The sequence below is a fragment of the Methylomonas sp. ZR1 genome (genome assembly GCF_013141865.1).
Lineage (GTDB): Bacteria > Pseudomonadota > Gammaproteobacteria > Methylococcales > Methylomonadaceae > Methylomonas.
In genome coordinates this window covers 2,946,655-2,973,085 of record NZ_RCST01000001.1, presented here as the reverse complement: position 1 = coordinate 2,973,085, position 26,431 = coordinate 2,946,655, and the positions used below count along the sequence as shown (strand labels likewise).

At 52.9% G+C, this 26,431-nt stretch carries 19 protein-coding genes; 9 read left to right on the top strand and 10 right to left on the bottom strand.

Annotated features, from left to right (window positions below):
• The first annotated feature begins 3 nt into the window (after positions 1–3).
• The 9 genes from DDY07_RS13355 to DDY07_RS13315 all read left to right on the top strand — a co-directional run bounded on the left by DDY07_RS13355 (position 4) and on the right by DDY07_RS13315 (position 16,081).
• Positions 4–3,861 (top strand): helicase, encoded by a 3,858-nt coding sequence (locus DDY07_RS13355; RefSeq protein WP_171696238.1) that lies wholly within the window; start codon positions 4–6, stop codon positions 3,859–3,861.
• A 114-nt stretch (positions 3,862–3,975) separates the two neighbouring features.
• A complete protein-coding gene (locus tag DDY07_RS13350; protein WP_171696237.1) occupies positions 3,976–5,430 on the top strand; it encodes an ATP-binding protein in 1,455 nt (484 codons plus the stop codon).
• 25 nt (positions 5,431–5,455) lie between these two features.
• Positions 5,456–7,828 carry a class I SAM-dependent DNA methyltransferase gene (locus DDY07_RS13345; protein WP_171696236.1) on the top strand — a complete coding sequence of 791 codons (2,373 nt, stop codon included), beginning with the start codon at positions 5,456–5,458 and terminating at the stop codon, positions 7,826–7,828.
• A gap of 67 nt (positions 7,829–7,895) precedes the next feature.
• Positions 7,896–9,308 carry a restriction endonuclease subunit S gene (locus DDY07_RS13340; RefSeq protein ID WP_171696235.1) on the top strand — a complete coding sequence of 471 codons (1,413 nt, stop codon included), beginning with the start codon at positions 7,896–7,898 and terminating at the stop codon, positions 9,306–9,308.
• Positions 9,295–10,365 carry a YhcG family protein gene (locus DDY07_RS13335; RefSeq protein ID WP_171696234.1) on the top strand — a complete coding sequence of 357 codons (1,071 nt, stop codon included), beginning with the start codon at positions 9,295–9,297 and terminating at the stop codon, positions 10,363–10,365. The genes DDY07_RS13340 and DDY07_RS13335 overlap by 14 nt, the downstream gene beginning before the upstream one ends.
• A complete protein-coding gene (locus tag DDY07_RS13330; protein ID WP_171696233.1) occupies positions 10,362–13,418 on the top strand; it encodes a type I restriction endonuclease subunit R in 3,057 nt (1,018 codons plus the stop codon). Before DDY07_RS13335 ends, DDY07_RS13330 begins: the two co-directional genes overlap by 4 nt.
• Positions 13,419–13,577: 159 nt before the next feature.
• A complete protein-coding gene (locus DDY07_RS13325) occupies positions 13,578–14,609 on the top strand; it encodes a nucleoid-associated protein (RefSeq protein WP_171696232.1) in 1,032 nt (343 codons plus the stop codon).
• Positions 14,596–15,747 carry a hypothetical protein gene (locus tag DDY07_RS13320; RefSeq protein WP_171696231.1) on the top strand — a complete coding sequence of 384 codons (1,152 nt, stop codon included), beginning with the start codon at positions 14,596–14,598 and terminating at the stop codon, positions 15,745–15,747. The genes DDY07_RS13325 and DDY07_RS13320 overlap by 14 nt, the downstream gene beginning before the upstream one ends.
• A gap of 61 nt (positions 15,748–15,808) precedes the next feature.
• Positions 15,809–16,081, top strand: coding sequence for an HU family DNA-binding protein (locus DDY07_RS13315; RefSeq protein ID WP_020482851.1), 273 nt, complete (start codon positions 15,809–15,811; stop codon positions 16,079–16,081).
• Between the two features lie 12 nt (positions 16,082–16,093).
• On the opposite strand, the gene traN is transcribed toward DDY07_RS13315, so the two are convergent.
• From traN to DDY07_RS13265, 10 genes are all read right to left on the bottom strand, one after another.
• Positions 16,094–18,904, bottom strand: a complete 2,811-nt coding sequence (gene traN / locus DDY07_RS13310) for a conjugal transfer mating pair stabilization protein TraN (RefSeq protein ID WP_253734481.1) — start codon at positions 18,902–18,904, stop codon at positions 16,094–16,096.
• Positions 18,877–19,908: a TraU family protein gene (locus DDY07_RS13305; protein ID WP_171696230.1), complete on the bottom strand. Its 1,032-nt coding sequence runs from the start codon at positions 19,906–19,908 to the stop codon at positions 18,877–18,879. Before DDY07_RS13305 ends, traN begins: the two co-directional genes overlap by 28 nt.
• The gene (locus DDY07_RS13300) at positions 19,905–21,113 is read right to left on the bottom strand and encodes a TrbC family F-type conjugative pilus assembly protein (RefSeq protein WP_216614752.1); all 1,209 of its coding nucleotides are present in this window, start codon (positions 21,111–21,113) and stop codon (positions 19,905–19,907) included. Before DDY07_RS13300 ends, DDY07_RS13305 begins: the two co-directional genes overlap by 4 nt.
• Positions 21,100–21,663, bottom strand: coding sequence for a signal peptidase I (gene lepB, locus DDY07_RS13295; RefSeq protein WP_020482843.1), 564 nt, complete (start codon positions 21,661–21,663; stop codon positions 21,100–21,102). Before lepB ends, DDY07_RS13300 begins: the two co-directional genes overlap by 14 nt.
• A 4-nt stretch (positions 21,664–21,667) precedes the next feature.
• Positions 21,668–21,985 carry a hypothetical protein gene (locus DDY07_RS13290; protein ID WP_020482842.1) on the bottom strand — a complete coding sequence of 106 codons (318 nt, stop codon included), beginning with the start codon at positions 21,983–21,985 and terminating at the stop codon, positions 21,668–21,670.
• Positions 21,975–24,389: a type IV secretion system protein TraC gene (traC, locus tag DDY07_RS13285; RefSeq protein WP_171696229.1), complete on the bottom strand. Its 2,415-nt coding sequence runs from the start codon at positions 24,387–24,389 to the stop codon at positions 21,975–21,977. The genes DDY07_RS13290 and traC overlap by 11 nt, the downstream gene beginning before the upstream one ends.
• A complete protein-coding gene (locus tag DDY07_RS13280; RefSeq protein WP_020482840.1) occupies positions 24,386–24,643 on the bottom strand; it encodes an RRXRR domain-containing protein in 258 nt (85 codons plus the stop codon). Before DDY07_RS13280 ends, traC begins: the two co-directional genes overlap by 4 nt.
• A gap of 11 nt (positions 24,644–24,654) precedes the next feature.
• Positions 24,655–24,954: a TraA family conjugative transfer protein gene (traA, locus tag DDY07_RS13275; RefSeq protein WP_020482839.1), complete on the bottom strand. Its 300-nt coding sequence runs from the start codon at positions 24,952–24,954 to the stop codon at positions 24,655–24,657.
• Between the two features lie 131 nt (positions 24,955–25,085).
• Positions 25,086–25,592, bottom strand: coding sequence for a TraV family lipoprotein (locus tag DDY07_RS13270; RefSeq protein ID WP_171697789.1), 507 nt, complete (start codon positions 25,590–25,592; stop codon positions 25,086–25,088).
• Between the two features lie 5 nt (positions 25,593–25,597).
• The gene (locus DDY07_RS13265) at positions 25,598–26,422 is read right to left on the bottom strand and encodes a DsbC family protein (protein WP_171696228.1); all 825 of its coding nucleotides are present in this window, start codon (positions 26,420–26,422) and stop codon (positions 25,598–25,600) included.
• Positions 26,423–26,431: the final 9 nt, after the last annotated feature.

The window sequence follows — 26,431 nt, the reverse complement described above, 5'->3', positions numbered from 1 at the left end:
GCCTTGCTTGATCCTATCCAGCGACATTCTCTGTGGGGCCAGACATTCGAGATTGCCGTCAAAAGAGGTGTGCTGACAGCTTTAATGGCGAGTGCCGTTCAGGAACTGGATAGTTTTGATTTGACACCCTGGAAGACATTGGGTGCAGCTGACGTGTATGTTGCGTTGGCCAATGAACTTCGAGAAGTCGATCAAAACCTGAAAGCCAGAACCCGTGAAACCGCGCGGCATCTTTTCGAGTTGGGAATGGGGCTGGGGCAAACCGCCATGCGCGAATATTTGCGAAAATTAAAGCCTGATGCTGAGGATTACCGCATCAAAGCGTTGTGGTGTCCGTTACAACTACCTCGGCTACAGGGCGACTTCGATGCCGAAAGAGAAGAAGCTTTACTGGCATGGGCCGCTGCCTTTGGACAAGAGCGGATTGAATCTGCTTTGGCGAATAAAGGCTTTCCAGCCAGAGCCGATTTCTTGCTATGGTTGGAGCCACGTTACGATTCCTTGGACCGCGAATTTCTGTGCCTGGAGTTTTCGCTAAACGGTTTGCCAGAAACGGCTGACTACAGCAAACCCGATGCCCACTTGGAAGAACTTCGGCGTTTTGCATGGTTCATGGATACTCGTAGCGTATTTTCCAGAGTATGCGCTGAAGTTTCCGGGGAAGAATTTCTTCTGTCTCCCGACATAAAAAATCATTTGCCGGCATTTACCGGTCGCGATAAGCCTCTCTACAAATTATGTCAGGCCGCTTCCTACATCCACACCTCTATGCGATGGCTGAAGAGCCAAGGACTTGATGACAAGCCTTGCAATACTCGCGCACTTTCCATCACCCAAAATGGCTTTGAAAGTTTGGCTGCCAGATTCTTTTCCAGGCCTGAAGTCGATCCCAGAGTTTCCCTGCTAGAAAGTCTGGGGCGGGCCTATCGCGACGCCGAAAAAGTACCGGATTGCGATGAAGAAGCGTTGAACGATCATATCCGCTATGCGTTTGACAAGATTCGTAAGGCTTTACCCAATGCGATCAGCAAGCAGTTTGTCGACATGTGCGCGCGGCCAGAACCCGGTAAAAGCCAGGCCTTTAATTTTTCTGAAGACGTAGAGGGATTTCTAAATCCGATGGCTACTATGCCATGGCAAGAAGCCTTGTCTTGGGTAGATTCAGATTCGATCATAGCCGATTTCTTCAAAGCCAATCCTCAAACGGCGATTTCGGAAACCCTTGCAGAGCGAGTCAAATACGGCCAATCTGTGCCATTACGCGATTTACACTCAGCAGCCGTCGTTGCCGGCATGCGATCGTCTGCACCGGGCCAAATGACCCTGTTGGGTCTTGAAGGCAATCCGGGTATCGGTAAAACCACGGCCGTTGTCAGTTTCCTTAAGGAATCCAGCGAAGGTTTTTTGTTTCTCTATGTCAGTCCCAGGGTCATTATCAATGACGATGTCACCGAAAATCTGGCAAGGGATAGAACCAACAATCAACCCAGCGGCATTCTGACGGTTACCACTAACTCGAAACTCATCGGTGCTGCCAAGGCATGGTATGAAAAACAAGTGCTGGACGGCACGGTACCCAAGCGAATGGTCGATAGTGCTGTGGTGGCCGACGGGGTTGAAAACCTTAAACACCCAGACAACAGTACGCTGATTCTTTCACCTTCCACAAAAGAAGAGTTGGAATTGACCCATATTGGTTCCAGTAATCGGAAACGAGCTGAAACCGAACGGCAGGACAGAATGGAAGATGACAAGCGACCGGGTGTTTTAAAGGTGTTGTCTCTTGCGACACGAAATCTTCTGGCTGAAAACACCGATATCAATCGCGTTGTGCTGACTGCGGCTATCCAGGGTTATCGAGAATTGGGCGGTGATAAGAGTACTTTGTCCGCCCTGGATTATCTATTTAAAAATCCGACTAACAAACAGGCTGGAAAGCTGGAGCGACGGGAGTTTGCGCAGCGTATCCAAACCATTGTGGTCATGGTCGATGAATTAACCGGTGATGGTGCCGGTGCTCCATTTATTCATACTGTGGCCCGATGGCTGGATCAGCAATTTATTCGACCTTTCGATAAAGAACCGTTGTTTCGAGTGATTTTGATTGTATCCGATGCCTCTTTGGGTAACGAGATAGTTCTTGATCGTTATCTCAACAGTGGCAAACGCACCCCAGATAAGGTCCTGGTTTCCAAAAGTGCAGGGAAAAGACCATTTCGATTGTCCGCCATGCCGGTCAGGATTGGTGGAAAACGCGTGCCAGTTCTGCACATCATGACGAACAGCTACCCGGCAACCAAGTTGGCCATCGATTATCGGGTTAGGCTGGATTTGATCAAGCCAGGTGAATTATCCGACGGAAGAATACAAACCGTGCGGCAAGCCATTGCTGAGCAACAAGGTGAAGCGATTATTGGTAATGTCATCCAGGAAATTAGGCGGGCGCTGGATTCAGGAGCAGACCAGGTTATTTTTTTCGCGCAGGACAAGGCCTTTCTACGTTTGGTCCAAACACTGTTAGTCACCAGTGAGGATGGCGAGCCATTATTGTACGCATCGCAGGTGGCCATTTTGGATTCGAGTGTCACCGCCGCCAAACGCAAGGCTCTGATTGCAGATGATAAGCGGGATACCGTAAAGGTATTTTTGATGACCTCGAGTGGGGCTCGTGGAGTCTCTTTCCCGAAAACCGATTGGATCATCGCTATGATTCCCCGCTTTGGCATTGAAGCGGCGTTGATGGAAGTGGCTCAGTTGATTTATCGGGGCCGTGGAAAATACTACACGTCGGATGATGGCGTGCTTTGCGATGACGGAGACTGGAAGGATCGCCGCTTAGTCATGCTCCTGCAAGATTTTCTGCCACAGGATGAAGTTCCGGAGCCTCGACAATGGCTAAGGCAGGTCAGCGATCTCTTGACCTATCTGGTCATGCTTCGATCGACTATTTATACCCGCATAGTCGGAGATGCAGGCCTGGATAGACAGAATCTTGCCATGGTTCCGGTGGGCGGCATTGGTAGCGAAGAAATGCTGTCATTGATGAGTACACATGTTAGAGCGTTTTTGAGAGAAGCAGAAGTATTTTTGAGGGACTTCTCGGCGGATGTGAATCGGCGTGGTTTGGTCTCCAATGCCCAAAAAAATACGCAACACTTGTTTTCGAAGTTTTCATTGGACGCGACAGCGCGATCTAAAGACTTTAAAAGCGTTGTTCGACTCGAGGATATTCAGACATTTTCCAGGCGCGCGAGTGCTGATAATGCACCTTTATTGATTTCACCGAATGACGATCCCGATTGTTTACTGCCTGATCATCTCTATTGTATTGGCCCCTTTTGGCTGGAGCATTGGGAGATCCTTGAGAAACAAGAGCGGTTTAACGTTGAAGGTTGGTCAACTGATGTCGGTCATCAAAGCGAAAAGTTATTTGGAGAACTGAGCCATATTTATAAGGATGAAACGTTGCCTTTTAAATTGAGACATTCCGCTGAAGAACTATTTCGAATACTGGTACGCAAAAAAGACGAGGCAACACGCGAATTTTCAACGGTCAAATCGCTTCAATCACCTTCAACCTGGGTTGTTGTGCCATTGGATTACCCAAGATTCTGGAAAAAAGATGCCAGTGGCAGACTTCCTTCGCTTGGCGATGATGAAATCGCTTGGAGGGATTCGCTTGGTGCCTGCATACCCACCACCGCTGAAATATTGCCCGTCATTCCACGCTATGCGGATATCCCTTATGCTGCGGTGATTGGTGAGCAAGATCCGGCAAGACTGGAGCTGATTTTTGATGATAGATACTTAGCAGCATCCAATGAGCTCAATTTGTTAAACACTATCTTGCTTGCAGAGTGATGCCAATTACAAAAAATATGTAAAAGTGGATGAATTTTTGCCAATAAGCCTTAAATAGTATTTTATTGCTATCTATACATGACAATAAAATCAGTCTAATGCTAAGATTGACTCATGAGAGTCTCAAAAGAAGAACTAATCGCCGTATTGGCCCAATTCAATCCCTGGTGGCGTGGCGAACCCATTGCCGATTTGCCGGATTGGCAGCGTGCTGCTTCGCGTGAGTTAAGCCACTGGATCAATCATCCGCCTGCCCATCGCGCCATTTTGCTGTCCGGCGCACGCCAGGTCGGCAAGACCACACTGTTGCAACAACAAATCGACGCGCTATTAAAGCAGACCGTCCCAGCAGCCAACATTCTTTACGCCACTTTTGACCATCCGGTGCTCAAGTTGGCAGGCATCGAAGCTGTGTTGGAAGCCTGGCGCGAGCGTGAGCCGCGCGTCGATGGGCCTGAATACCTATTTCTCGACGAAGCCCAGTTTATTCGTGATTGGGGAACTTGGGTTAAACATCAGATCGATTTCAACAAGCAGCGCCGCATCGTTTTTACCGGTTCGGCCATGCCTTTGGTGGAAGCCGACCAGGAATCTGGTGTTGGACGTTGGCATACCATTCGGCTGACCACGCTGTCGTTTTACGAATATCTGCAAATCAAACAAGTGCAACTGCCGGCGTTGCCGCCCTTAAAAAGCCTGACCGAGCTGTTCGACTGGACACCACCGCAGTTTTACCGCGCGCAGGAAATCGCCGCGCCTTACGTCGGCCATTTTCATGAATATCTGATTCGCGGTGGCTTTCCGCAAACTGCTCAGGTGGATAGTATCACTCAGGCCCAGCGCCTGTTGCGTGAAGACATCATCGACAAGGCATTAAAGCGCGATATGACCGCACTGTTTGGCGTGCGTCGCATCCTGGACCTTGAGCATACCTTTCTGTATTTGTGCATGCATGACGGCGGGTTGTTGAATATCACCGACTTGTCCAGCAACCTGGAAGTCAAACGTCCCACTGCCCAGCATTTCATCGAGCTCCTGGAAGCCTGCCACTTGATCTATCGGCTGCCGCCGTTCGGTTACGGTAAAGACGTACTCAAGGGCCGCTTCAAAATTTATCTGGCCGATGCCGCCATCGCGCCCGCCGTATTGCTTAAGGGCAAAAGCATCATCGACGATCCCGCCGCCTTGGGCGTGGCCACCGAAACGGCAGTGTTTAAACATCTGTTCGCGCGCTATTATTCCCAGAATGTGCGTTTTACCTACTGGCACGGTAAACAAGACCGCGAGGTCGATTTGGTCGCAGAAATTGGCGGGCAACTGATACCCTTCGAAGTGAAATACCGTGCCCAGCATACCGGCGCGCGGGAATTGAAAGGTTTGATCGAACTGTGCGAGCAAAAGAAAATCGCCCGCGGCTACGTTGTCACCAAGTCACTCGACGACTTCGGCTTGATGACCGGTCTGCCACAAACCGGCGATACTGCCAGCCAGATCATGCGTCTACCCGCACCGTTGCTATGCTACTGGATGGGCGCATCGGAATTGAATCAACCTGAATTTAACGATTAAGCCGGACAACCGGCGATAGGAAACCATGGACCAAAGCCAACTCAAATGGATTGCAGACTTCATCTGGAACATCGCCGATGACCGTCTGCGCGATGTGTATGTACGGGGCAAATACCGCGATGTAATTCTGCCGTTCACCGTGCTGCGCCGCCTCGATGCGGTGCTGGAATCCAGCAAAGATGCCGTATTGGAACGCAAAAAATTCCTCGATCAACATAGCGTTGTTGACCAGGAAGGCGCGCTACGCATGGCCGCCGGCCAGGCGTTTTACAACACCTCGGAATTTACCCTGTCGCGCCTGGCAACCAGTAGCCAAGGCCAAAGATTGCGCGATAACTTCATCGATTATCTCGACGGCTTCTCGCATAACGTCCAGGAAATTCTGGCCAAATTCAAATTCCGCGACCAGATTCAGACCTTGGTCGATGCCAATGTTCTCGGCTACTTGATCGAAGATTTTCTCAATCCGGATGTCAATCTGTCGCCGCAACCGGTGCTGGATAGCGACGGCCGCATCAAACTGCCGGGATTGGACAACCACGGCATGGGCACCGCCTTCGAGGAATTGATCCGCCGCTTTAACGAAGACAACAACGAAGAAGCTGGCGAACACTGGACGCCGCGCGACGTCGTCAAACTGATGGCCAAGTTGCTGTTCGTGCCGATCGCCGACCGGATCGAATCCGGCACCTATACCTTGTACGATGGCGCTTGCGGAACCGGCGGCATGCTGACCGTGGCCGAAGAAACGCTGTTGGAACTGGCTACTGGCCACGGCAAGGAAGTCTCGATTCATTTGTTCGGCCAGGAGATCAACCCGGAAACCTACGCCATCTGCAAAGCCGATTTGCTGCTCAAGGGCGAAGGCGAAGAAGCCGAGAACATTGTTGGCGGCGCGGATAAATCCACCTTGTCGGCCGACCAGTTTCCGGCGCGCGAATTCGATTTTATGCTATCCAATCCGCCGTATGGCAAAAGCTGGAAAACCGACCTGGAAAGGATGGGCGGCAAAGCCGGCTTCAGCGACCCGCGCTTTATGGTTACCCACGACGGCGACCCGGAATACAAACTGATTACCCGCTCCAGTGACGGCCAGTTGATGTTCCTGGTCAACAAGCTGCAAAAGATGAAGCACAACACCCCGCTGGGTAGCCGTATTGCCTTGGTGCATAACGGTTCGGCATTGTTCACCGGCGACGCCTGCCAGGGCGAAAGCAATATCCGCCGTTGGGCTATCGAAAACGACTGGCTGGAAGCCATCATCGCCTTGCCGCTGAATATTTTTTACAACACCGGCATCGCCACCTACATTTGGGTGCTGACCAACCGTAAGGCCGAACACCGCAAGGGTAAAGTGCAACTGATCGACGCCAGCCAATGGTTCCAGCCCTTGCGCCGTAACCTGGGCAAGAAAAACTGCGCGCTCGGCGAAATCGACATCGCCCGCATTCTGGAACATTACCTGCAATTGCCGCCGACTGACGAAGAAGCGGCAAAAGCCAATTCGGAATCCAAATGGTTTAACAACGCCGATTTCGGCTACTGGAAAATCACCGTCGAACGGCCATTACGTCTGAAGAGCCAGCTCAAACGCAGTGCCATCGAAACCCTGCGCTTTGCCTCCGGCGATGAAACTTTGCGTAGCGAAATGTATAGCCGCTGGGGTGATGCGATTTATGACCAGTTCGCCAAACTACGGCCTGAGATTGAGGCCTGGCTGAAAGGCGACGATAGCGACGAAGATGCGGAGGACGGCGATGAAGAAGACAGCAAACCCGCCAAGAAATCTGTGCCGGAAAAACGCCGGAAAAAACTACTCGACCCAGCCACTTGGCTGCGCGACAAAGCCCTGGTCGAACTGACCCGTTTGGCGCAACAGGAACTCGGCGAAGACATATTTGACGATCACAACCGGTTCCGCGCTCGTTTCGATGCGGCCATGAAACAGCTCGACAAGAAACCCAGCGCTTCTGACAAGAAAATCATCTACAAAGCCGTGAGCTGGCGAGACGAAACCGCGCCACCGGTGATCGCCAAACGCACCAAACTCAAAGCCAGCGAATACTTCCAACCAGGTTACGACGGCGCGTATCTGGAAGAAGACGGCAAAGACCGCTACATGCTGGAATACGAAGCCGACAGCGATTTGCGCGATACCGAACAAGTGCCGCTGACCGAGCCCGGCGGCATTGAAGCCTTTTTCAAACGCGAAGTGCTGCCGCATGCGCCCGACGCCTGGATTGCGATGGACGCCACCAAAATCGGCTATGAAATCTCGTTTGCCCGTTATTTCTACCGGCCCGCGCCGCTGCGAACGCTGGAGCAAATCCGCGCCGATATTCTGGCCTTGGAACAGCAAACCGAAGGCTTGCTGCATAAGATTGTGGGGGCGGTATGAACAGCTTTGTCTACGCACTGAGTAGACAATTGACTTATAGCCCTTGCAAAGCTGCGGGAGTTGCGTGATGGATTCGGTTCGTTATCCGTCTTACCGAGACTCCGGCTTGCCTTGGGTGCCTGAAATTCCGGAAGGTTGGCAGGTGCTTCGCAATGGTCGACTGTTTGCCCATCGGGTGCAAACTGGCTTTCCGGACTTGCCGATTTTGGAAGTGTCGTTGCGTACCGGTGTGCGGGTGCGCGACATGGAGAACTTGAAGCGCAAGCAAGTGATGAGTCAAAAGGAAAAGTACAAACGCGCGGCCAAGGGCGACATTGCCTATAACATGATGCGAATGTGGCAAGGCGCGCTCGGCGCGGCGCCGGTCGATGGCTTGGTCAGCCCGGCTTATGTGGTGGCCAGCCCGTTTCCGGAAGCCAACAGCGCCTATTACAGCTACCTGTTCCGCACCGCTGCATACATGCGCGAAGTGAACAAGTTTTCGCGCGGCATTGTCTCGGATCGCAACCGGCTGTATTGGGACGAATTCAAGCAAATGCCGTCGCTGTTGCCGCCGCGAGCCGAGCAAGATCAAATCGTCGCCTTTCTGCGAGTGCAAGATGCCCATATCGCCCGCTTCATCAAGGCCAAGCGCGAGCTCATCAGGCTGCTTACCGAGCAGAAGCTACGCATCATCGATCACGCCGTGACGCGCGGGCTTGATGCGTCGGTCGCGTTGAAACCTTCAGGTATCGAGTGGCTGGGGGATGTGCCGGGGCATTGGGACATCGCACTGCTCAAGCACATCGCTGATGTGCGTTTCAGTGGCGTGGACAAGTATTCGCACGACGGCGAGACGCCAGTTCGCCTGTGCAACTACACAGACGTCTACAAGAACGACCGTATCACTGGGGATATGGATTTGATGCGAGCCACAGCGACTGTGGCGGAAATCGCCCGCCTCACGCTGAAAGCGGGCGACGTCATCATCACCAAGGACTCCGAATCGCCAGATGACATCGGCGTACCCGCGTGGGTACCTGAAGATATGCCCGGCGTGCTCTGTGCCTACCACCTCGGGCTGCTACGACCGGAACCCGAGCGTGTGATGGGCGAGTTCCTGTTTCGCGCCATTGGTTCGGCGCGTATCGCGCAGCAGTTCCATGTTCTGGCCACCGGCGTTACGCGATTCGCACTTGGCAAGCACGATGTGAAGAATGCTGTCATTGCGTTGCCCCCCGTCGAAGAGCAAAAGACCATCTGCAAGTGGATCGCCGACGAGTGTAAGCCGCTCGAAGAAGCCATCCAACGTGCCGAAGAAGAAATCAAACTGATCCGCGAATACCGCGACCGCCTGATTGCCGACGTCGTTACGGGCCAAATCGACGTGCGCGACTGGCTGCCCGGCCCGGACGACGTGGTGGCCGAGGAAGACCTGGCGGCTCTGGGCGTCGGCGAAGACATCGAAACCGATGGGGAGGAAGAGGATGGCGAAGAATAAGCCCGCCGCACCCAAACCGGCCGACGCCGCGCTTGCCGTGCAAAACGACCTGTTTACCCTAGTATCGGGCTTGATCGAGGAGGCCCGCCAGACCCTGTCGCGTCAGGCGAACAGCACTACGGTGTTTCTGTTCTGGCGCATTGGGCAGCAGGTCAATAGTGAAATTCTGCACCACCAGCGCGCGGAGTACGGGCAAAAGATTGTGCCGACACTGTCGGCACAATTGAGCGCCAACTACGGGCGTAGCTTCGAGGTACGCAACTTGCGCCGGATGATGCAGTTTGCCGAGCAGTTTCCGGACTTCGGGATTGTGTCGCCGCTGGCGACACAATTGAGCTGGTCTCACGTCATCGAAGTACTGCCCCTAAAAACAGCCGAGGCTCGCCTGTACTACCTCCGCGAGGTGGCTTCCCGTCAGCTCGGTAAACGCGAGTTGCGACAGTTGATCGCCCGCAAGGCATTCGAGCGCAAGGAGATTGCCAATGCGCAACTGTCCGAGACCGGCGCCATCCCGCACGATACCTTTAAAGACCCTTATCTGCTGGATATGCTCGGGCTGCATGATAGCTACCTGGAGGCTGATTTGGAGGCAGCTATCCTGCGCGAGTTGGAACGCTTCATTATGGAATTGGGTGGTGGCTTTAGCTTCGTCGCGCGTCAGAAGCGCATGATCATCGGCGGCGATGACTTTTACCTGGACCTGCTTTTCTTCCATCGACGCTTGAAGCGTTTGGTGGCGGTGGAGCTGAAGATCGGAAAATTTGAGGCTGGGCACAAGGGGCAGATGGATTTGTATCTGGGCTGGCTCAACCGCTATGAACGGCAGGAGGGAGAAAACGCGCCTATTGGCTTGATTCTATGCGCGGAAAAGAGCCGAGAGCAAATTGAGCTGCTGCAACTGGATCAGGACAACATCATGGTGGCCGAATACTGGACGGTGTTCCCAGAGCGGCCCGTATTCGAGCAAAAAATCCATGCCCTGATGCAAAGCGCACGTGAACAGATTTCCCGGCGCAAAGAGTTGCTGCCGAGCCGGAAAAAGGGAGACAACGCATGAAGCCCACCGACACCAGCGAAAAAGGTTTGGAAGCCCTGATCGTTAAACATCTCACCGGTCAACCGACACCGGACGTTGCCGCGGATAACGCGGTTCAATCCAGCGTGGGTTATTACAGCCTTGGCGGCTATCAGCCAGGCCAGCCCGCCGATTACAACCGCGACGTGGCGCTGGATGTGGTCAAGTTACTGGACTTTTTGCAAGCCACCCAGCCCAAGACTGTCGAAACGCTGGAGTTGGCGCAGGACGGTATCAAACGCACCCAGTTTCTGCATCGCATCCAGGGCGAGATCGCCAAGCGCGGCGTGGTGGATGTATTGCGCAAGGGTGTTAGCCACGGTCCGGCGCATGTCGATTTGTATAAATTTCTGCCGACGCCGGGCAATGCCAGTTCGGCGGAAAATTTCGCCAACAACCTATTCAGCGTGACTCGCCAACTGCGTTACAGCAACGACGAAACCGCACGTTCGCTGGATATGGCGATTTTCATCAACGGCCTGCCGGTGGCAACCTTTGAATTGAAAAACTCGCTGACCAAGCAAACCGTGGCCGATGCCATCACCCAATACCAAACCGATCGCGACCCGCGCGAATTGCTGTTTCAAATGGGCCGCTGCATCGTGCATTTTGCGGTGGACGATAGCGAGGTGGCCTTTTGCACGCATCTGACCGGCAAAACCTCGTGGTTTTTGCCCTTCAACCAGGGCTGGAACAGCGGCGCCGGCAATCCGCCCAATCCGGACGGCCTAAAAACCGATTACCTGTGGAAGCGGGTATTGGCCAAGGAATCGCTGGCTAATATCATCGAAAACTTTGCTCAGATCGTCGAGGAGGAAGACGAGCGCGGCAAGAAAAAGCGCAAACAGGTGTTCCCGCGTTTCCATCAACTGCGCACGGTGCGGGCCTTGTTACGCTGTTGCGGCACCGAAGGTGTGGGCCGCCGTTACCTGATCCAGCATTCGGCCGGCAGCGGCAAGAGTAATACCATCGCCTGGCTCGCGCATCAGTTGGTGGAATTGAAGCAAGCCGACGCTGCCAACAGCAACCAGTTCGATTCGGTGATCGTTATCACCGACCGCCGCGCCTTGGATACGCAGATTGCCAAAACTATCAAGGGCTATGACCATGTCGCCTCGATCTTTGGCCACTCTGATAGCGCCGAGGAATTGCGCGGCTTTCTGCGCAAGGGCAAGAAAATCATCGTCACCACGGTGCAGAAATTTCCGTTCATTCTGGATGAATTGGACGACCTGGGTTCCCGGCGTTTTGCGCTGCTGATCGACGAAGCGCATTCCAGCCAGGGCGGCAAGACCTCCGCCAAGATGCATATCGCCTTGTCCGCCGCGCCCGGCGACGACGAGGACGACGAAGAATCGGTTGAGGATGCGGTCAACAAACTAATCGAGTCGCGCAAGATGCTGGCTAACGCCAGTTATTTTGCCTTTACCGCGACGCCGAAAAACAAAACCCTGGAGCTGTTCGGCGAGCGTTACCAGGAAGGCGGCGAAGTGTATTTTCGTTCGCCGCCGGAATTGACTTACACCACCAAGCAGGCAATTCAGGAAGGCTTCATCCTGGATGTCATCAAGAATTACACGCCGGTGGACAGCTTTTACCGGGTCGCCAAGACAGTGGAAGACGACCCGGATTTTGACAAGATCAAGGCGTTAAAGAAAATCCGCCATTACGTCGAATCGCACGACAAAGCCATACGCCGTAAGGCCGAGATTATGATCGACCATTTCGCCGCGCAGGTGATCGGTAAACGCAAAATCGGCGGCCAGGCACGGGCGATGGTGGTCTGCAACGGCATCGCGCGGGCCATTGATTATCACCGTGAGATCAGCGATTACTTGCGGGAAATCAAAAGCCCGTACAAGGCCATCGTGGCGTTTTCCGGCGAACATGAGGTGGGCGGCAAGAATGTGACCGAGGCCGATATGAACGGCTTTCCCAGCAAGGACATTCCGGCCAAGCTGAAACAGGATCCGTACCGGATTTTGATTGTTGCGAATAAATTCGTCACCGGCTTCGACGAACCGTTGCTGCATACGATGTATGTCGATAAACCATTGGCCGGGGTGTTGGCCGTGCAGACCTTATCGCGGTTGAATCGCGCCCATCCGCAGAAACACGACACCTTCGTGCTGGATTTTGCCGACAACGCCGAAGCGGTGAAGGCGGCGTTTCAGGAATATTACCGTGCCACGGTGCAAATCGGCGAAACCGATCCGAACAAGCTACATGACCTGAAAAACGATCTGGACGGCCATCAGGTATATGCTTGGCAACAGGTGGAAGACTTGGTGGCGATGTATGTGAAAGGTGCGGACCGCGACAAGTTGGACCCGATTCTGGATGTTTGCGTCGAAGCGTACCAGCAGCAACTGGGTGAAGATGCGCAAGTCGAGTTCAAAGGCAAAGCGAAGGCTTTTGTCCGCAGCTATGGGTTTCTTGGGGCTATTTTGACCTATGGTCACCCGGCTTGGGAAAAACTGGCGATCTTCCTGAATTTCCTGATTCCGAAACTACCGGCACCAAAAGAGGAAGACCTTTCCAAGGGTGTGCTCGACGCCATTGACATGGACAGCTATCGCCCCGAAGTGAAAGCCGCATTGAGTATGGGCATGGAAGATGAGGATGGCAGTGTAGAACCGGCACCGACCAGTGCTGGCGGCGGTGGCAAAATTACCGAAATCGACAAATTGTCCAACATCATCAAAGCCTTTAACGACTTGTTCGGCAATATCGAATGGAAGGATGGCGACAAGATTCGTAAGGTGATTACCGAGGAAATTCCGAATCGGGTTTCTCAAGACAAGGCCTATCAAAATGCCGTGCAGCACTCCGACAAACAGAACGCTCGCCTAGAACATGACAAAGCGTTAAATCGAGTAATTCTCGAACTACTGGCCGATCATACCGAACTGTTCAAACAGTTTAGCGACAATCCGAACTTTAAGCGCTGGTTGACGGATACGGTGTTTGATACGACCTATCATCCTGGTCTAACCCCGCCAAATGTGCCACCACAGCCGGGGATTGGATTGTGAGTGTTTGCATTGGTCAGCGATTGGTTTTACTTCGATAAATTTCGCCAGACAGTGTCTGGCAAATTTGCAGACGGGTCTGCGAAACTAAGACAATAGTGGCCTTGGGGCAGACTTACGCAATATCCCGTTAATGGAATTTATATTCGTTGGAGCATAGAAATGATTATTCAGGAAGCGATCGTCCATCGGTTTGATAAGGACAGACACAAACCGTCGGTAGCCAAAATGCGGGATGAGGTTTTGCCAAATGAAGATAATTTACAAAATTTGGTGGATGGAATTCGTGATGTTTTTAATCGAACCATGACCCGTGGTTATGGGGCCTTCATAATTGGGGATGTTGCTTACCCCTTTCCGGATTTGCTCGATAAATACCTGGCAGACCAGCAGGGACTTGGGGTATTTACACTGGGACTGAAAACCTGCTACCAAAAAGCTATCGACGGCGCGTCTCTTGCCACTGGGGGCTATCTATTTTTTGCTCGTTACCAGGAAAATGGCCAGGATTTCATGTTCGTTGTGTCGCTCAAATTAAAGGCTGGTACAGGCATCGACGACACCACACTGACAATTAATAAAACGGTCAATTTCGACATTGATCACCTTCACGAAGCTGCCAGAATTAATATAACGGCGTGGAAGGAAGGAAAAGATAGATACGTGACCTTTATTAAAAAACGACGTAGTGGTGAAGATAGTAAAAGTGCTACGGATTATTTTCGGGATTTTCTTGGCGTCACGGAATTAACCGAATCGGCAGAGCAAACCAAGCTTTTACTCCAGGTAGTCAGGGATTATTGCGAAGAGAAGCAATTTGATGTTGATAAGGCGCGAGAAATACGCCAGAGGGTTCATGCGTACTGTGTCGAATGCACCAAGGAAAAGAAAGGCATTAGTTTGGATGCATTGTCTATGCGGCTCGACGACCAACAGCCTGCTAGCTTCTCTGAATTTGTCACGAGTAAAGAATACCCACTTGGCGATGGCTTTGAACCGAATAGTCGAATATACCGCGGTTTGCGACGCCATCGGATTAAGGATTCAAAGTTGACATTGGATTTCGAAGAGTCGATTCTAGGCTCACGTGTCATCTATGATGACGTTGCGGAAACGCTGATTATCAAAGATTTGCCTTTGGAATTTAAACAACGCTTAAAACCGACAGCAACTGAAAACGATGACCCAACTTGATTTGGTTGTAAGACTATGCCGAGAATTGACGGCACCTATCGTGGAGGATGCGTTACTTAATGGTCGCGTCGATAGTCTTATGGCTGAAACGCTCACAGTTTTGAAAAGATTAGATGCTGATGGCCATTACATGCTGCCAACAGCCTTTGATGAACAGCGAGCGCTTGGTCAGCCATTTAAAGTTAGAGAGGTTGCGTTACCACGTCTACCCGAGATGTTTTTTGCGAGTACTTGGGATGAGTTTTTACAACATCATAACTTTCGTTTTGCTAAGCCGAGGTCATATTTCGTCTTAGAAACAAATTTCTATTCTGTCGATGCCAATCAGGATCAATTTGCCGAAAGATATTCTCAAGTTGTCGATTTAATAAAATTGCTGGAAGAGATAGCCGATGTTTCTCAGCCTAGTGCAGGTCGTCTTGCGTTAGTATTCATGGTTAAGGAGAAATTCGAGTTAATTATCGATTATGGGGCAGCCGACCTTAGAGAACTTTCTGAGTTAAACAGCTTGCGTAACGAATTTATCGTTGACGATGCTCATACAGAGCAGCGTAAAAGTATTCTCAAGTCTGCGCTGATGGAAATGCTGAAAAATGTACCTTTTGAGGAGAGATTTAGGCATTTGCTTACGGTTTTTGACGAACTGAAAAGAAGGGCCCGCGATAACTACCAACTTTATGTTGCTGGATTTTCATTTGAGAAGGTGCGTGAAGAGGTTCAAGAGAATCGCTTGGAATACACCTTGAAATTGAACAAGGTTTTTGCAGAGATTCAAAATCAGTTATTAGCCGTCCCTGCTGCGCTGCTGTTAGTGGGTTCTCAGATGGACGAGAAAGCGGGAGATTCTTTAAAAAACTGGGCTCTTTGGTTTGGAACCCTAATTTTCACTGGCTTCATGAATATGCTTTTAAGAAATCAGCGTCATAGTTTGAAAGCTATTAATGATGAAATAAGTGAATTGAAAGAAAAATTGACCGTTGAACATGCCGCGTTGGCTACTAAATTAATGCCAATGTATGGAGAACTCGACAAACGCTATAAACAACAGAAAAACGCCTTAGTATTTGTGGAAGTTTTGATAGCGGGAGTTTTGCTCTTTTGCACGTTTTTGTTTGGTAGATACTGCAAATTTTGGTAAAAATGCCTATCAAATTAATGTAAGAACAAATCTATTTTTATATTCCTTAGGAAATTATTTAATGAACAAATCCGACCTAATCGACGCCATCGCCAGCCACGCCAATCTAACTAAAGCCGACGCCGGTCGCGCATTGGATGGCATCACTCAATCCATCCAATCCGCACTGAAAGAGGGGGATTCGGTGGCGTTAGTAGGCTTTGGTACCTTTGAAGTGAAAGAGCGTGCCGAACGCGCTGGCCGCAATCCTCAAACCGGCGAGGCCATAACCATTGCCGCCGCCAAATTGCCATCCTTCAAAGCCGGCAAAGGCCTGAAAGACGCGGTTCAATAAGGTTTAGGCCGCTCATTGCGGTCCCATGCCCCAGCCTTCCAGTTCAGACTGCCGTTTGACCGTAGGCACATCCAGATCGGTCATCCGGCCTTGGGTGCGGGTTAAGGTATCTTGGCGCGTGGTCGCGGTCGCTCCGTATTTTTGCGGATTGAGTCGGCTGCCGGTTCCGGTGAGTTGATCGAGATTCAGCATTGATGCTGCATTGGCGGCGGTCGGCAAATGCCCGGTCTGAGCCAGAATCGCCAACCATTCGTCCAGATTGACCTGTGTCCAGTCCACTCGGTCCAAATCACCGACTTTGATGCCGGTACAACTGGGACTTTCCGGCGTGCCAAAATCCATGCCCAGCTGCGGTTTGATTTGTTCGTTGAGAATGCGCGCTAGCGGCGAGTTGTAGCAGCAATAGCTTTCCTTACGCACCCAACACACCCCAGCGACCTTGCTTTCGCAGAAGGTGCCAAGGTCAGTGCAGACTTTCAGTTGTTTCTTGGCGGCGAGTTCGTATTCCGGCTCTTCGCAGGAGTAGACTATCTGGATAATCATGATGATGATCATCACCACGGTATAGGCTGTCATCAAGGTGCTGAGCAGTTCGCCGGCAACAGCGGCACCACCACCCAACTCGACGCCGCCAGATTGGGCCGCCGGGGTCAAATTGCCCGCTGAATCGAATGCCGCCTGGCCACCCGCGCTGAATAACGCATTTCCGGCCGCTTCGCCAAAGGTCTGGCCGATCCATTCCGCCACCGACTTCATCAATTCCCCTTTCAGCGAGTCGAGCAAGCCTTGCGAGGCAATGTCGCTGGTACTGAGCATGTCGGTGCCGACCAAGTCATTCACCGTCGAGGCAAAATCCGCTTGAAAACTATTCCAGGCGTCGCCCGCCAGAGTAAACGGTGTGCGCATGGTTTCCCAGGCGCCTCGTATGGCGGAAGTGTTGTCCATGGCCATGACCGCACTGTCCATCTGACTGGTGGCGATCAGCAAATCAATGTAACGGCCCAGCCCCATTGCGCCAGAGGGTGTTTCGCAGCAATCGACCAGACTCAACGCGCCGCCAACCATTTTGCAACTGGCCGGTTTACCCTGAAATACCTGGCAGGTAGTCGGATCCTTTTGCTGGAGATCGGCATTGGCGTAGTCGCAATGCAAGTCCATCGCCATTTGCTGAGCGCTGTTGAGTAAGGCGACCGCCTTGCTGAAGTCCTGGCTCTGGGTGCGGTTCATGGTGATGCAATCTTCGCCCATACACCGAATCGACCCGGCACATTGCTGTTGGGTGTTGCTTTGAATGCCGGGAATGCCCACCGTTTGCCCACAGTCATAAGTATCGACGCTGTCCCAGCAGGTGCCGGAGGCCAACGCACTGGTACATTGGCTTTTGATGAACGAGCAGCCTTGGGTTTCCAACGACGCGCAGGTTTTGTTGGGTATTCCGTTCGCCGGCGGTTCTAAACAGTGGGTGCCAGCTGAGTCGGTCCAGCATTGGCCGTATTGATTCAAATCGCAGCGTCCTGAGGCTTGAATATTCATGCAAGTATTACGAATCCCGGTCGAACTGGCCACCGGGGCTTGTGCCAAATCCGTGCCGCAAACCATCACCTGCGAAGTTGGATCGACGTAACAACCTGAAGCATTGGCCGGATCGCTCGTGCAACTCAATTGGCTGCCGGCTTGGCAAATGCCATCGGTAATCGCATTGGCCAAGTTTTGGCAATTCGGACCACTCCAACTCCATTGATCCTGGGTGATCAGTTTCGACAAATCGTAGCGTAGTCGAATCCTGGAATAACCCTCACCATTACCACCGACCATGGTTTCCTGTTTAAAGACTTTGTTGCCCGTACTGTTGAAGACATAGGTGACGTCGCGATTGGGATGGTCGACCCAGCTATTGCTGAGCTCACATGAGCCACCCCAGCCGGTGGAACCGGTATAGATCAGATTCCCGCCGTAATAGACTCTGGCATGGTCGTCGAATTCCACATCCTCCAGTGTCGCGCTGACGATCGCTTCCGGATGCAGGACGTTATAAGTCACTTGCCAGGTAAACACCGCGCATCCGGCCGACCAATAGTTGTCACCGACCCGGCCGACATACAAATCCATGCACCCCGGCCCGCAACTGGAAAACCCGCCATCCCCACCGACGAAGCGAATCAAGGGCTCGACATTGACTTGGTGGGTGGCCGTGCAGCTTTGCGGTACCGTCGGTTGCCGTAGGCAAAGCTGATAATCCGGCACGCGCACCGATTGCTGAGTTTCGGTTTGGAGCGTCGTGGTCGTGCAGTCGGAAAAGGACTGTGCCCACGGCGTGAAGTCGTTGAATACCTGATCGCCACTCTGCCAGATCGGATCGGCTTGTAAGTCCGGATGCGACTGGTGGGCGTTGTCGATCAGGGTGCGATAGGCTTCGCCGGTGAAGCTGGTTTCACCGTTCAAGGTTGTCTGCGCGCTCAATCCAGCAGCAATTGTGCCTGGGTTATTGCCGTAGAGATTGGCGAAATCGCTGGTCGTGGATGACGGGCTATTCGTATCTGGAAACAGGGTGCCTATGGAAATGGCGCTCTCCTGAGTCGTCCCTGGATTTAAGGTCAGCGTACCGTTGCCGGTATCGAGCGGAAACGCAAAACCACCCAGAACTTGCTGACCGAGTTGTTGGCCATCACGCCCGGCCACCTGAATCGCATCGGCCCAGGACACACCAAACGGTGTCCAGGCCATGGTCACACACAAAATCACAGACAGTGTCTGCGTAAACCGACGTTGCGGTTCGGATAACTCCCTGACGCCCATCACAGACCCACGCAACAGTCCTGCCAACGCCACAGCAGGTAGAGATGATCTTCGCCCGGCCCCGGATATGTGCGGCCCGCACCCCACTTGAACGTGGTTTCGCCAATAGCGTGATTGGATTCGGTTTCGGCAACGGGATAAAACATCGATAGTCGGTATTGCGACTTGGGAATGAATGGATAGATGTAACCACCGCACAAAGCATCGTTGCCCGAGGTTTTCCAGGCTAGCCCACGCCGATGCAAGGATGCCGTGGCGCGAGTGGCCAATAAACTGGTGATACGAGGATCGGTACCGTAACTGGTCGGCGAAATCCCAGATAAGGGATACATATGCCCCCAAGCCCCTGCACACCAGAACAAGGCGTCCAAAGGATTGCCGGTGGCTGCCGCCGCCGCGTCGGCGACACACGCTGAAATGGCCACCGGATTGGCAAACAACGCCGTTTCCGGACTGGTAAAAAAAGCCAATAAGTCGCTATTCCAGGTCGGATCCAATTCCGAGACGTACAGTAAATCAAAATCACGATAACCGTCACTGTTGCAACGGCCGTCCCAGAACAGGTCCAGCAAAATGGTCAATGGAAACGCAAAGTAGTGGTAGTTAAAAAAGGACATCTCGCTGGCATCGAAATCGGCTTTGCCGGTAGTGGCGATTAAGCGCACATTCGAGGCGCTGAATTTATGTCCGCCAAGCGCCGGTGAGCACCAAGGATTGCGGACAATCTCAATTAGGCGCGCCGGATTCCAAAGACCCATAGTCATGCCCAGCTCCGGTATGCCCATCGGATCGGTGCAGAAGCAAAACTTTTCATCGGTGGCGATGCTCGGTACGTTGCCGCCGCCCAACGATGCCCCGGCCGCCCGAATCGGAAACAAACAGCTCCAGCAAATATCGGTGATCAATTTCCCGGACCACAGTTCGGCATCCGAGCACAACGGATCGACGCTATTGGTGGTGGTTTCGGAATAGACCGGGGTAGCCAACGTCACCAACACTCCCAAAGTCCAAGGCAAAATCCACCGCTTCATGACCGCTCTCCTGTTGAGGCAGGCAGTTTTCGTTCACGAACCACTAACTGGTTGCCGACTTGTTCGACAATCGCCGGTACCAGCTGTAATTGAAAGCGGCTGCGCACATCCGGTGTCAGTAAATACACTGGCGCTTTCAACGTGGTTTCCATATGCTTTAAGTTGTTCCACCCGGACTGACGCGGCAGCGACGTGACCAGATACATCACGCGTGCTTGTTTGTCCTGGCAGGACTGATGCTGAATCAGCTCGACTTGAGCCGGCACCGTGGCATCAAACACCATCAGGCATAAGCCAAACGGCATCTTGTCCAGCGGATTAACGGTTTGTCCGGCTCGGATGATCAGCTGTCGATTGGGTGCCGTCAGATCGCGCGGGGCGGTGATGGTCAGATCTACGATCCGTTCACGATCGGCCTGAGCCGTGGGTAAGTCTTCGAATTTTTGTTGTCCCCAAAATCTCTCAATCGCTTGTCGTTGCTTTTGTTTCCAGTCGATGGCCGCCATCCGGCGTTTGATCTCTTCGAGCAAGTCGATTTCAGCAATCTGTCCGACATCGCCCAAGGTTCCCAAGTCCCCCTGTTTGCCGGCTTTGAATTGTTCATCCAGCCAGGACAGACTGCTGACACCTCGAACGTGCAATTGGGCTTTACCGTCTTGTTCGACGACAATGTCTGGTACGGACGACACCGACCAGCGTTGAAAACGGGTGGGATCGATGACGATGTTCGGCATTGGCTCAATGCCTTTCAGCAAGCGTTTCAGGTCGGCCATCAATGCCGGTAACTTTTGGCCTGGCTTTGGCCCGCGAAACATCAGTAACACGTCGTCCCGACCTGAGGCTTCTTCAAAGATACTTTTCAGCGGGGACTCACCCAGCGAGAAGGAGACAAACAATAGCGTGAGCGGTTTGTTCGACGACGTTGTTGGCGGACCGCTTGCCAATGTTGTTGATTGTGTCGATAGCGTCTCTGCTCGAATCGCCTGCGACGCTTCCAACACTTTTTGCGCTTGGTGTTTCATGTCCAGTTGTTCAGACTGACCGGTCAACCAGTCGGGTCGAGGCTGTCCTTCCAAGGTTTGCAAAATAGCCTGAGAACGTTGCAGCCAGGCTTCCTCAGCCTGAACCGGGTGCATATCAACCCAACAAAGCAGACAGATCACCGATTGCCGCCAAGGAAACTGAAGGAGGTCAAAACAACGCATAGGCCCGTCCAATCACTTGGTGGTCGTAGACATAGCCCCAGTAGCGTGAATCGAAGCTTTTGTCGGTTTTCCCGGTCACCCAATAGGCAGCAGTTGGTATAGTTTCATGGCGTTTAAAACTGTTGGCCGGCTTTTTGAGTTTTTCGGCCAACGTTAGCCCGTCAATAACCCGTTCACCGTTGATCTTGGTGTGCTGTTGATCGACATGGACGGTGTCACCCGTGACGCCGGCGGCGATTTTGACAATAATCTGGCCATCTTTGAAATAAGGCGCCATGCGTTCGGCACGAAAAGCGATCAAATCGCCGCGCCAGATGTCCTTGTTGTGGGTATCGATCAGGTAAATCCATTTGTCCGGCAGACAGCGATCGACTTGATCATCACCGCCAATCAGAAAGCGCTCCCCGATGTAGCGTTCGACGGCCAGTGCCAGCAACAAGATCGGTAAAGCTTTCCCGATAAACCGTAGAAATGACGCTCGGGTTTGATAGGGTCTGTGCTTGGTAGTAGATGTTCTTGCGATAGCAACGTTCGAATGATTGGATTGCATAGACTCACCGGGTGTGATGCTGAACATAAACATCCGCCGGGGCAGACACCACCGCCGTTGAATCGATGACCAGATAACCCGCATCACTGAGTTTCTTGGCTTGACCCTGCCAGTCATCGACTATTTTGGCCATTTGCTCCTGGCTGGCATTGGGCGGTATCGATTGAATTAACTTGCCCCGGTCAAGTACGAAAACTGGCGTGACCAGATTCAGGCGTGCCAGGGGTTGTTCTAGTTGATGTTGTGCAGCCACCCAACCGCCTATACCGCCCAAACAGGCTGAGATGACAACGGTACTGAGCCATTGGGACTTAGGATCCATAACCGATCTCCTTAGGCTTACTGCTACGACTGTCGATGAGTTGTTGAATGGCATCACCCAGACTTAGGCCTTGTCGGCGCAATTGCTTCAAGGCGTTGACGTCTTCAGGTTTGGTGGAAAACAGAATGCGTTTGTAAGGATCGACGATCAGTCGACCGATACCGGAGCCCATCTCGGTGATGAAGAAAATTTCGGAATACGCACCGGGTAAGGTATGCACGGTTTTCAGGAGTTCATAACCGCCATCCGATAACGGTAAGCGTCGGTCCTGCTTCATGCCTTCGATGACTTCGGCTTTTTGACCGAGCAGATACATATTGGCCGAGTTCTCGACGATGGCCCGGCCCGCGGCATTACGGTACAAGTCGTTCACCGACTGGGTAATGGTCACCGCCGCACCGCCGTATTTCCGAAACCGCCGGTAGCCATGCTCCATGAACTTGGCGACATCGCCTTCGGTGAGCAGATCCCAAGCTTCGTCGATGATGACGATCTTGGGCCGGTTGCGTTCGCCGAGATACATTTCTTGCTGAATCTGGTAAATCAGCTGCAGCAACACCACCTGTTGTAAATGCTTACGGCCCTTGAGTTCTTCCAGTTCCAGTACGGTAAAGTCGCGAGCGAACTTGGCGTTGTTTTTACCGTTGAAGTAGCGGCCGTATTCGCCTCGTGTGGTAAAGGGAAACAACTGCTCGCCGACATCCTTCAAGCGTTGATCGGCTTCGGTACACAGGCATTTTGCAATGTCGTCCACCGACATGGACTGAGCTTTATCGGTCCACAGTTGTTTCAATATCCGCTTGAGACCGGCGGTTTGAAAGTCGGTCAGTTTCTCGGTCGGTGCGGCCATCTGGCTGACCAATCCCGCTAACATATCGGCTTCTTCCTCAAAGTTCTGCACGATCTCGAACGGGTTCATGCAAATGCTCGAGCCGTGGGTGAATTTGACGAAATCGCCTTCCAGCACCTCACAGAGGTTTTCATAGGAGCGGCCGACATCGATGGCCCAGATCTGCGCACCTTCGGTCAGGTAGCTGACGATGATCTCGTTGGTCAGAAAAGATTTGCCTTTGCCGGATTCGGCGGCGATACAGAGGTTGTAGTTGCCGGTGGTATCAAACAGCGATACCGCCATGTGTTCGCCATTACGTGACACAAAGTTCAAGGTTGGCGTGCCGGTGCCGGCCCAATCGCCGAACAGTGGCAATAAAGGAATCGCATGCCGAGTGGCCAAGGTGCGGTAGCGTTTCAAATCGGCAATTGCAGAACGGTCAGGCCCAAACGGCAAACAATTCAGGAATAACGGCAGGCAGAAATACTTGTCTTCCAACAGCTGAAAACCCAGTTCCCGAAAATACACCCGCGCATTCGAAACGGCCGCCGCTTCTTCGGCTTCGTCGCAAAACAGCAGTACGCCAAAATACGCCCGGATTGGCCGGTCGCCGTCGCGGTAAGCGTCGAACAACACGTCGAAATGGTGTTTGCGTTGTACCAGCTCCGGCAAAAACCGGGCAATTGGCGTATTGACCTGATTGGTGATGAATTGCCGCACGCCTTCTTGCCGAGTACGCGTCGATTCGGCATCGGGGTAATGCAGGGTTAGACTGAGCAAGGCATTTTGCCGAATGCCTCGGGTTCCGGACAGAATGTCGCCCAAGTAACTCTTGGCGCTGCCAAAGTAAAAATGATCGGGTGTGCGTTTGGCAGATAGGGTTTTTACCCGTTTTGATCCAAGCCAAATGCCTTTCTCGTCGGTTCGAATGGCGTTATCGAAATCCAATAATTGATCGCGGATCAGTTGAGTCGGATCACACTCGGGTACCACCCGGTCTTTCCAGCCGGCATCCGGCTGCCAATTGAGCAGTGTATTCAGGATGCGCACATACTGATCAGCACCCAACACCTCAGGATATAAGCCAATGGTCGCCAGCGATTGCTGGGTGGCCATTTGCAATTCACAGGCACGGCGGATGTCAGCTTCACTCGGCCGGGGGAATGCCATCGGTAATTTGACCGTGACCAGAATATGGCTACGCCTAAGACGTGCACCCGAAATGGCTTCGGGGGCTTTGGTGGTGCCGCGCCGCAGAAACTCGACGCTGGCCTGGGTCATGGTTTTATAGGTCGGCTTTTGCTGCTTCAAACGCCGGGTCTGCATGATCGCCAGCGACTCTTCGATGTCCGGTGAGGTCCAAAGTGAAACTTGTAATAGCGTTTCGGGCGGCCAGTCCTGATTCAGTAATACGTTGACCCGCGCGGAAACGTTGGCATCGGCGCCGGTCATCGGCCGGCACAAAAAGCCGAAACCGATACTGCTATCGGCCATCAGAAACAGATGATGGTCGTATTCATAAGCTAGTACCGGGAACAACTGATCGGCCCGAGGAGGTTGCGCGGTGGTCATGAGGTGGTCTCCTCGGCATACAGTTGTTGCATGGTTTCAGTCTGATGCTCGGCATGCAGGCGAATCGTAAAGGGATGTCGGCAAACCCGAATCACGCGTTTTTTGCGTAACAACTCTCGCGCCCTGGCTGGATGGCAGGGGTTGAGCGGGTGGCCATTGGCGGCTTGAACCTGAACGGTTCTGCCGTCTTTGCGGCAGCGCGACGGGCGACGGTTGCCCATCGCAGTCTCGGTATCCGATAAGTCACCGGTCATGATGGACAACCTTAAATCGTCGCGGTGACGATGTTGGTGATGATGGTCGGCGCCGCAAACAGGCCGACACCGCTAGCAATCCCCAGCACAAAGCCCATGATGCTGCCGCGCACGACACCGGCCACCAGGCCGACGATGACGAACACGATGGCAATGATGCGGCCGAGCAAGCCTTCGACCCAGCCGGTCAGCAAGGTCCAGACGTTGTTGAACTCGGTACCGCCGGCACCGGCCATGGCGTCGGATGCCATCAACATAAAAAATAACGATGCCAGGGCCACCAAGACCCCGGTTCGAGTGGACGATTTCATTCAAACGACCTCGATTGTTTAGAAAAGAACAGTTGCCCGTCCGGCCTCGGAAATGCAATTCCGGCGCTTGTTAAGCGGATGCCCGCTCACTCTCGCAGGGGGTGTGGCCTGCGGTGAAAAGGGATGATGGATCAGGGCAATTGTTTGCCTAATCGGTTTTCCGGATTGTCATCTTCAGGGGTATCGACGGTCGGCCGTTTCTCGGACGGACGTTGCTCGATTTGTAAAGGAATCAACGACGAATTGGTTGTCGGTGCCGCCTTGCCGATCATCCAACGCCGGGGTTCCAGTTCGGTGTAGACGTAGTTGGACACCATCAAATCGCCCTCAGCATCCTCCCAAGGCGCGATCCAGATGCGCATCACCTGGGATGGCGTCCGAATCGGCGTGGGATCTTCGATCTTGGGCACGAGTTGTTGTAACGGTGTTGCGAGTGCCGGTTTTGAGATTGGCTCTGATTTCTGGCTATTTTCCGGAGGGGCTTCCGGCAACGCCGTATTGGTCACCTGGTAGGCCTGCGTCGTCGACAGACAGCTGGGTTCGTCCGGCATGCCTTTACAGCCGTAGTCGGTGGTGGCGCAACCGGTGGTTAACACCATCAGCAACAGGCCGATGAAAATCAGGGAATTTGGGTGCATGGGTTTCAAGGCTGTTTCTCCGGTGCATTGGCGTTTTGGGCGTTTGTAGAGGGTGTCGTTGCCAGACTGGGCGACGGTTTCGGTTTATCGGCCAACCAATCGGCTAACACCTCGGGTGCGCCACTGTGCGTGCGGCCGTCAGGAGCAATCAGAAATGGCACACCCTTCAAATCGAACAACTTGGCGGTGACCACGGCCTTTTGCAGTGGCTCTTTGTTGCACTGAACCGGTGGTTCGGTCGGCAAGCCCGCGTAATCCTGTTTCAATAGTCGGTCGCGCACGGTGTCTTTGGCCTTGGTATCGCTGGATCCCAACTGACACGCCAGTTGCACGACGATGTTTTGCGATTCGGGACCGAGGATGGGGACCATCACCAGTTTGAAGGTGTATTGGTCTTCCAAGGCTTGCAGGTCTTTCATGACCTTGCCGCAGTATGGGCAACGCGGATCGATGAATACCAGCACCTGGCCTTTGCCGTGACCAACCGTCACGGCGCCGAGATCGTCAGCCTTGAGTTTCATCCGAGATAGATCGATGCGGTTGGCGATTTTGTCGATATCCGCCAATTCCTTGATCTCCTGCTGAGTCCAGATGTCCATCAATTTGCCGCCGTAAAAGGCAAAGCGGCCGTTACTGGAAATGAACACGGTTTGCTCACCGGACTTGACCATCTTCAGGCCCGAGATTGGCAAGTCTTGCATGCCGTCGATTTTGATCGACAGCAAGCCGGCGGCAATGTCCGAGACCGGCTGCTTTTGCGGATTGGCAGCCAAGGCCATGGAGGCACTGAATAGCGTGGCTATCAATAAAGAAATTTGGCGTAGCGTCATAACGACCTT

What these genes read in the sequence shown, in the direction of transcription:
- DDY07_RS13350 (WP_171696237.1), top strand. Translation starts at nt 3,976, where the DNA reads ATGAGAGTCTCAAAAGAAGAACTAATCGCCGTATTGGCCCAATTCAAT.
- DDY07_RS13345 (WP_171696236.1), top strand. Translation starts at nt 5,456, where the DNA reads ATGGACCAAAGCCAACTCAAATGGATTGCAGACTTCATCTGGAACATC.
- DDY07_RS13340 (WP_171696235.1), top strand. Translation starts at nt 7,896, where the DNA reads ATGGATTCGGTTCGTTATCCGTCTTACCGAGACTCCGGCTTGCCTTGG.
- DDY07_RS13335 (WP_171696234.1), top strand. Translation starts at nt 9,295, where the DNA reads ATGGCGAAGAATAAGCCCGCCGCACCCAAACCGGCCGACGCCGCGCTT.
- DDY07_RS13330 (WP_171696233.1), top strand. Translation starts at nt 10,362, where the DNA reads ATGAAGCCCACCGACACCAGCGAAAAAGGTTTGGAAGCCCTGATCGTT.
- DDY07_RS13325 (WP_171696232.1), top strand. Translation starts at nt 13,578, where the DNA reads ATGATTATTCAGGAAGCGATCGTCCATCGGTTTGATAAGGACAGACAC.
- DDY07_RS13320 (WP_171696231.1), top strand. Translation starts at nt 14,596, where the DNA reads ATGACCCAACTTGATTTGGTTGTAAGACTATGCCGAGAATTGACGGCA.
- DDY07_RS13315 (WP_020482851.1), top strand. Translation starts at nt 15,809, where the DNA reads ATGAACAAATCCGACCTAATCGACGCCATCGCCAGCCACGCCAATCTA.
- DDY07_RS13305 (WP_171696230.1), bottom strand. Translation starts at nt 19,908, where the DNA reads ATGAAGCGGTGGATTTTGCCTTGGACTTTGGGAGTGTTGGTGACGTTG.
- DDY07_RS13300 (WP_216614752.1), bottom strand. Translation starts at nt 21,113, where the DNA reads ATGCGTTGTTTTGACCTCCTTCAGTTTCCTTGGCGGCAATCGGTGATC.
- lepB (WP_020482843.1), bottom strand. Translation starts at nt 21,663, where the DNA reads ATGCAATCCAATCATTCGAACGTTGCTATCGCAAGAACATCTACTACC.
- DDY07_RS13290 (WP_020482842.1), bottom strand. Translation starts at nt 21,985, where the DNA reads ATGGATCCTAAGTCCCAATGGCTCAGTACCGTTGTCATCTCAGCCTGT.
- traC (WP_171696229.1), bottom strand. Translation starts at nt 24,389, where the DNA reads ATGACCACCGCGCAACCTCCTCGGGCCGATCAGTTGTTCCCGGTACTA.
- DDY07_RS13280 (WP_020482840.1), bottom strand. Translation starts at nt 24,643, where the DNA reads ATGACCGGTGACTTATCGGATACCGAGACTGCGATGGGCAACCGTCGC.
- traA (WP_020482839.1), bottom strand. Translation starts at nt 24,954, where the DNA reads ATGAAATCGTCCACTCGAACCGGGGTCTTGGTGGCCCTGGCATCGTTA.
- DDY07_RS13270 (WP_171697789.1), bottom strand. Translation starts at nt 25,592, where the DNA reads ATGCACCCAAATTCCCTGATTTTCATCGGCCTGTTGCTGATGGTGTTA.
- DDY07_RS13265 (WP_171696228.1), bottom strand. Translation starts at nt 26,422, where the DNA reads ATGACGCTACGCCAAATTTCTTTATTGATAGCCACGCTATTCAGTGCC.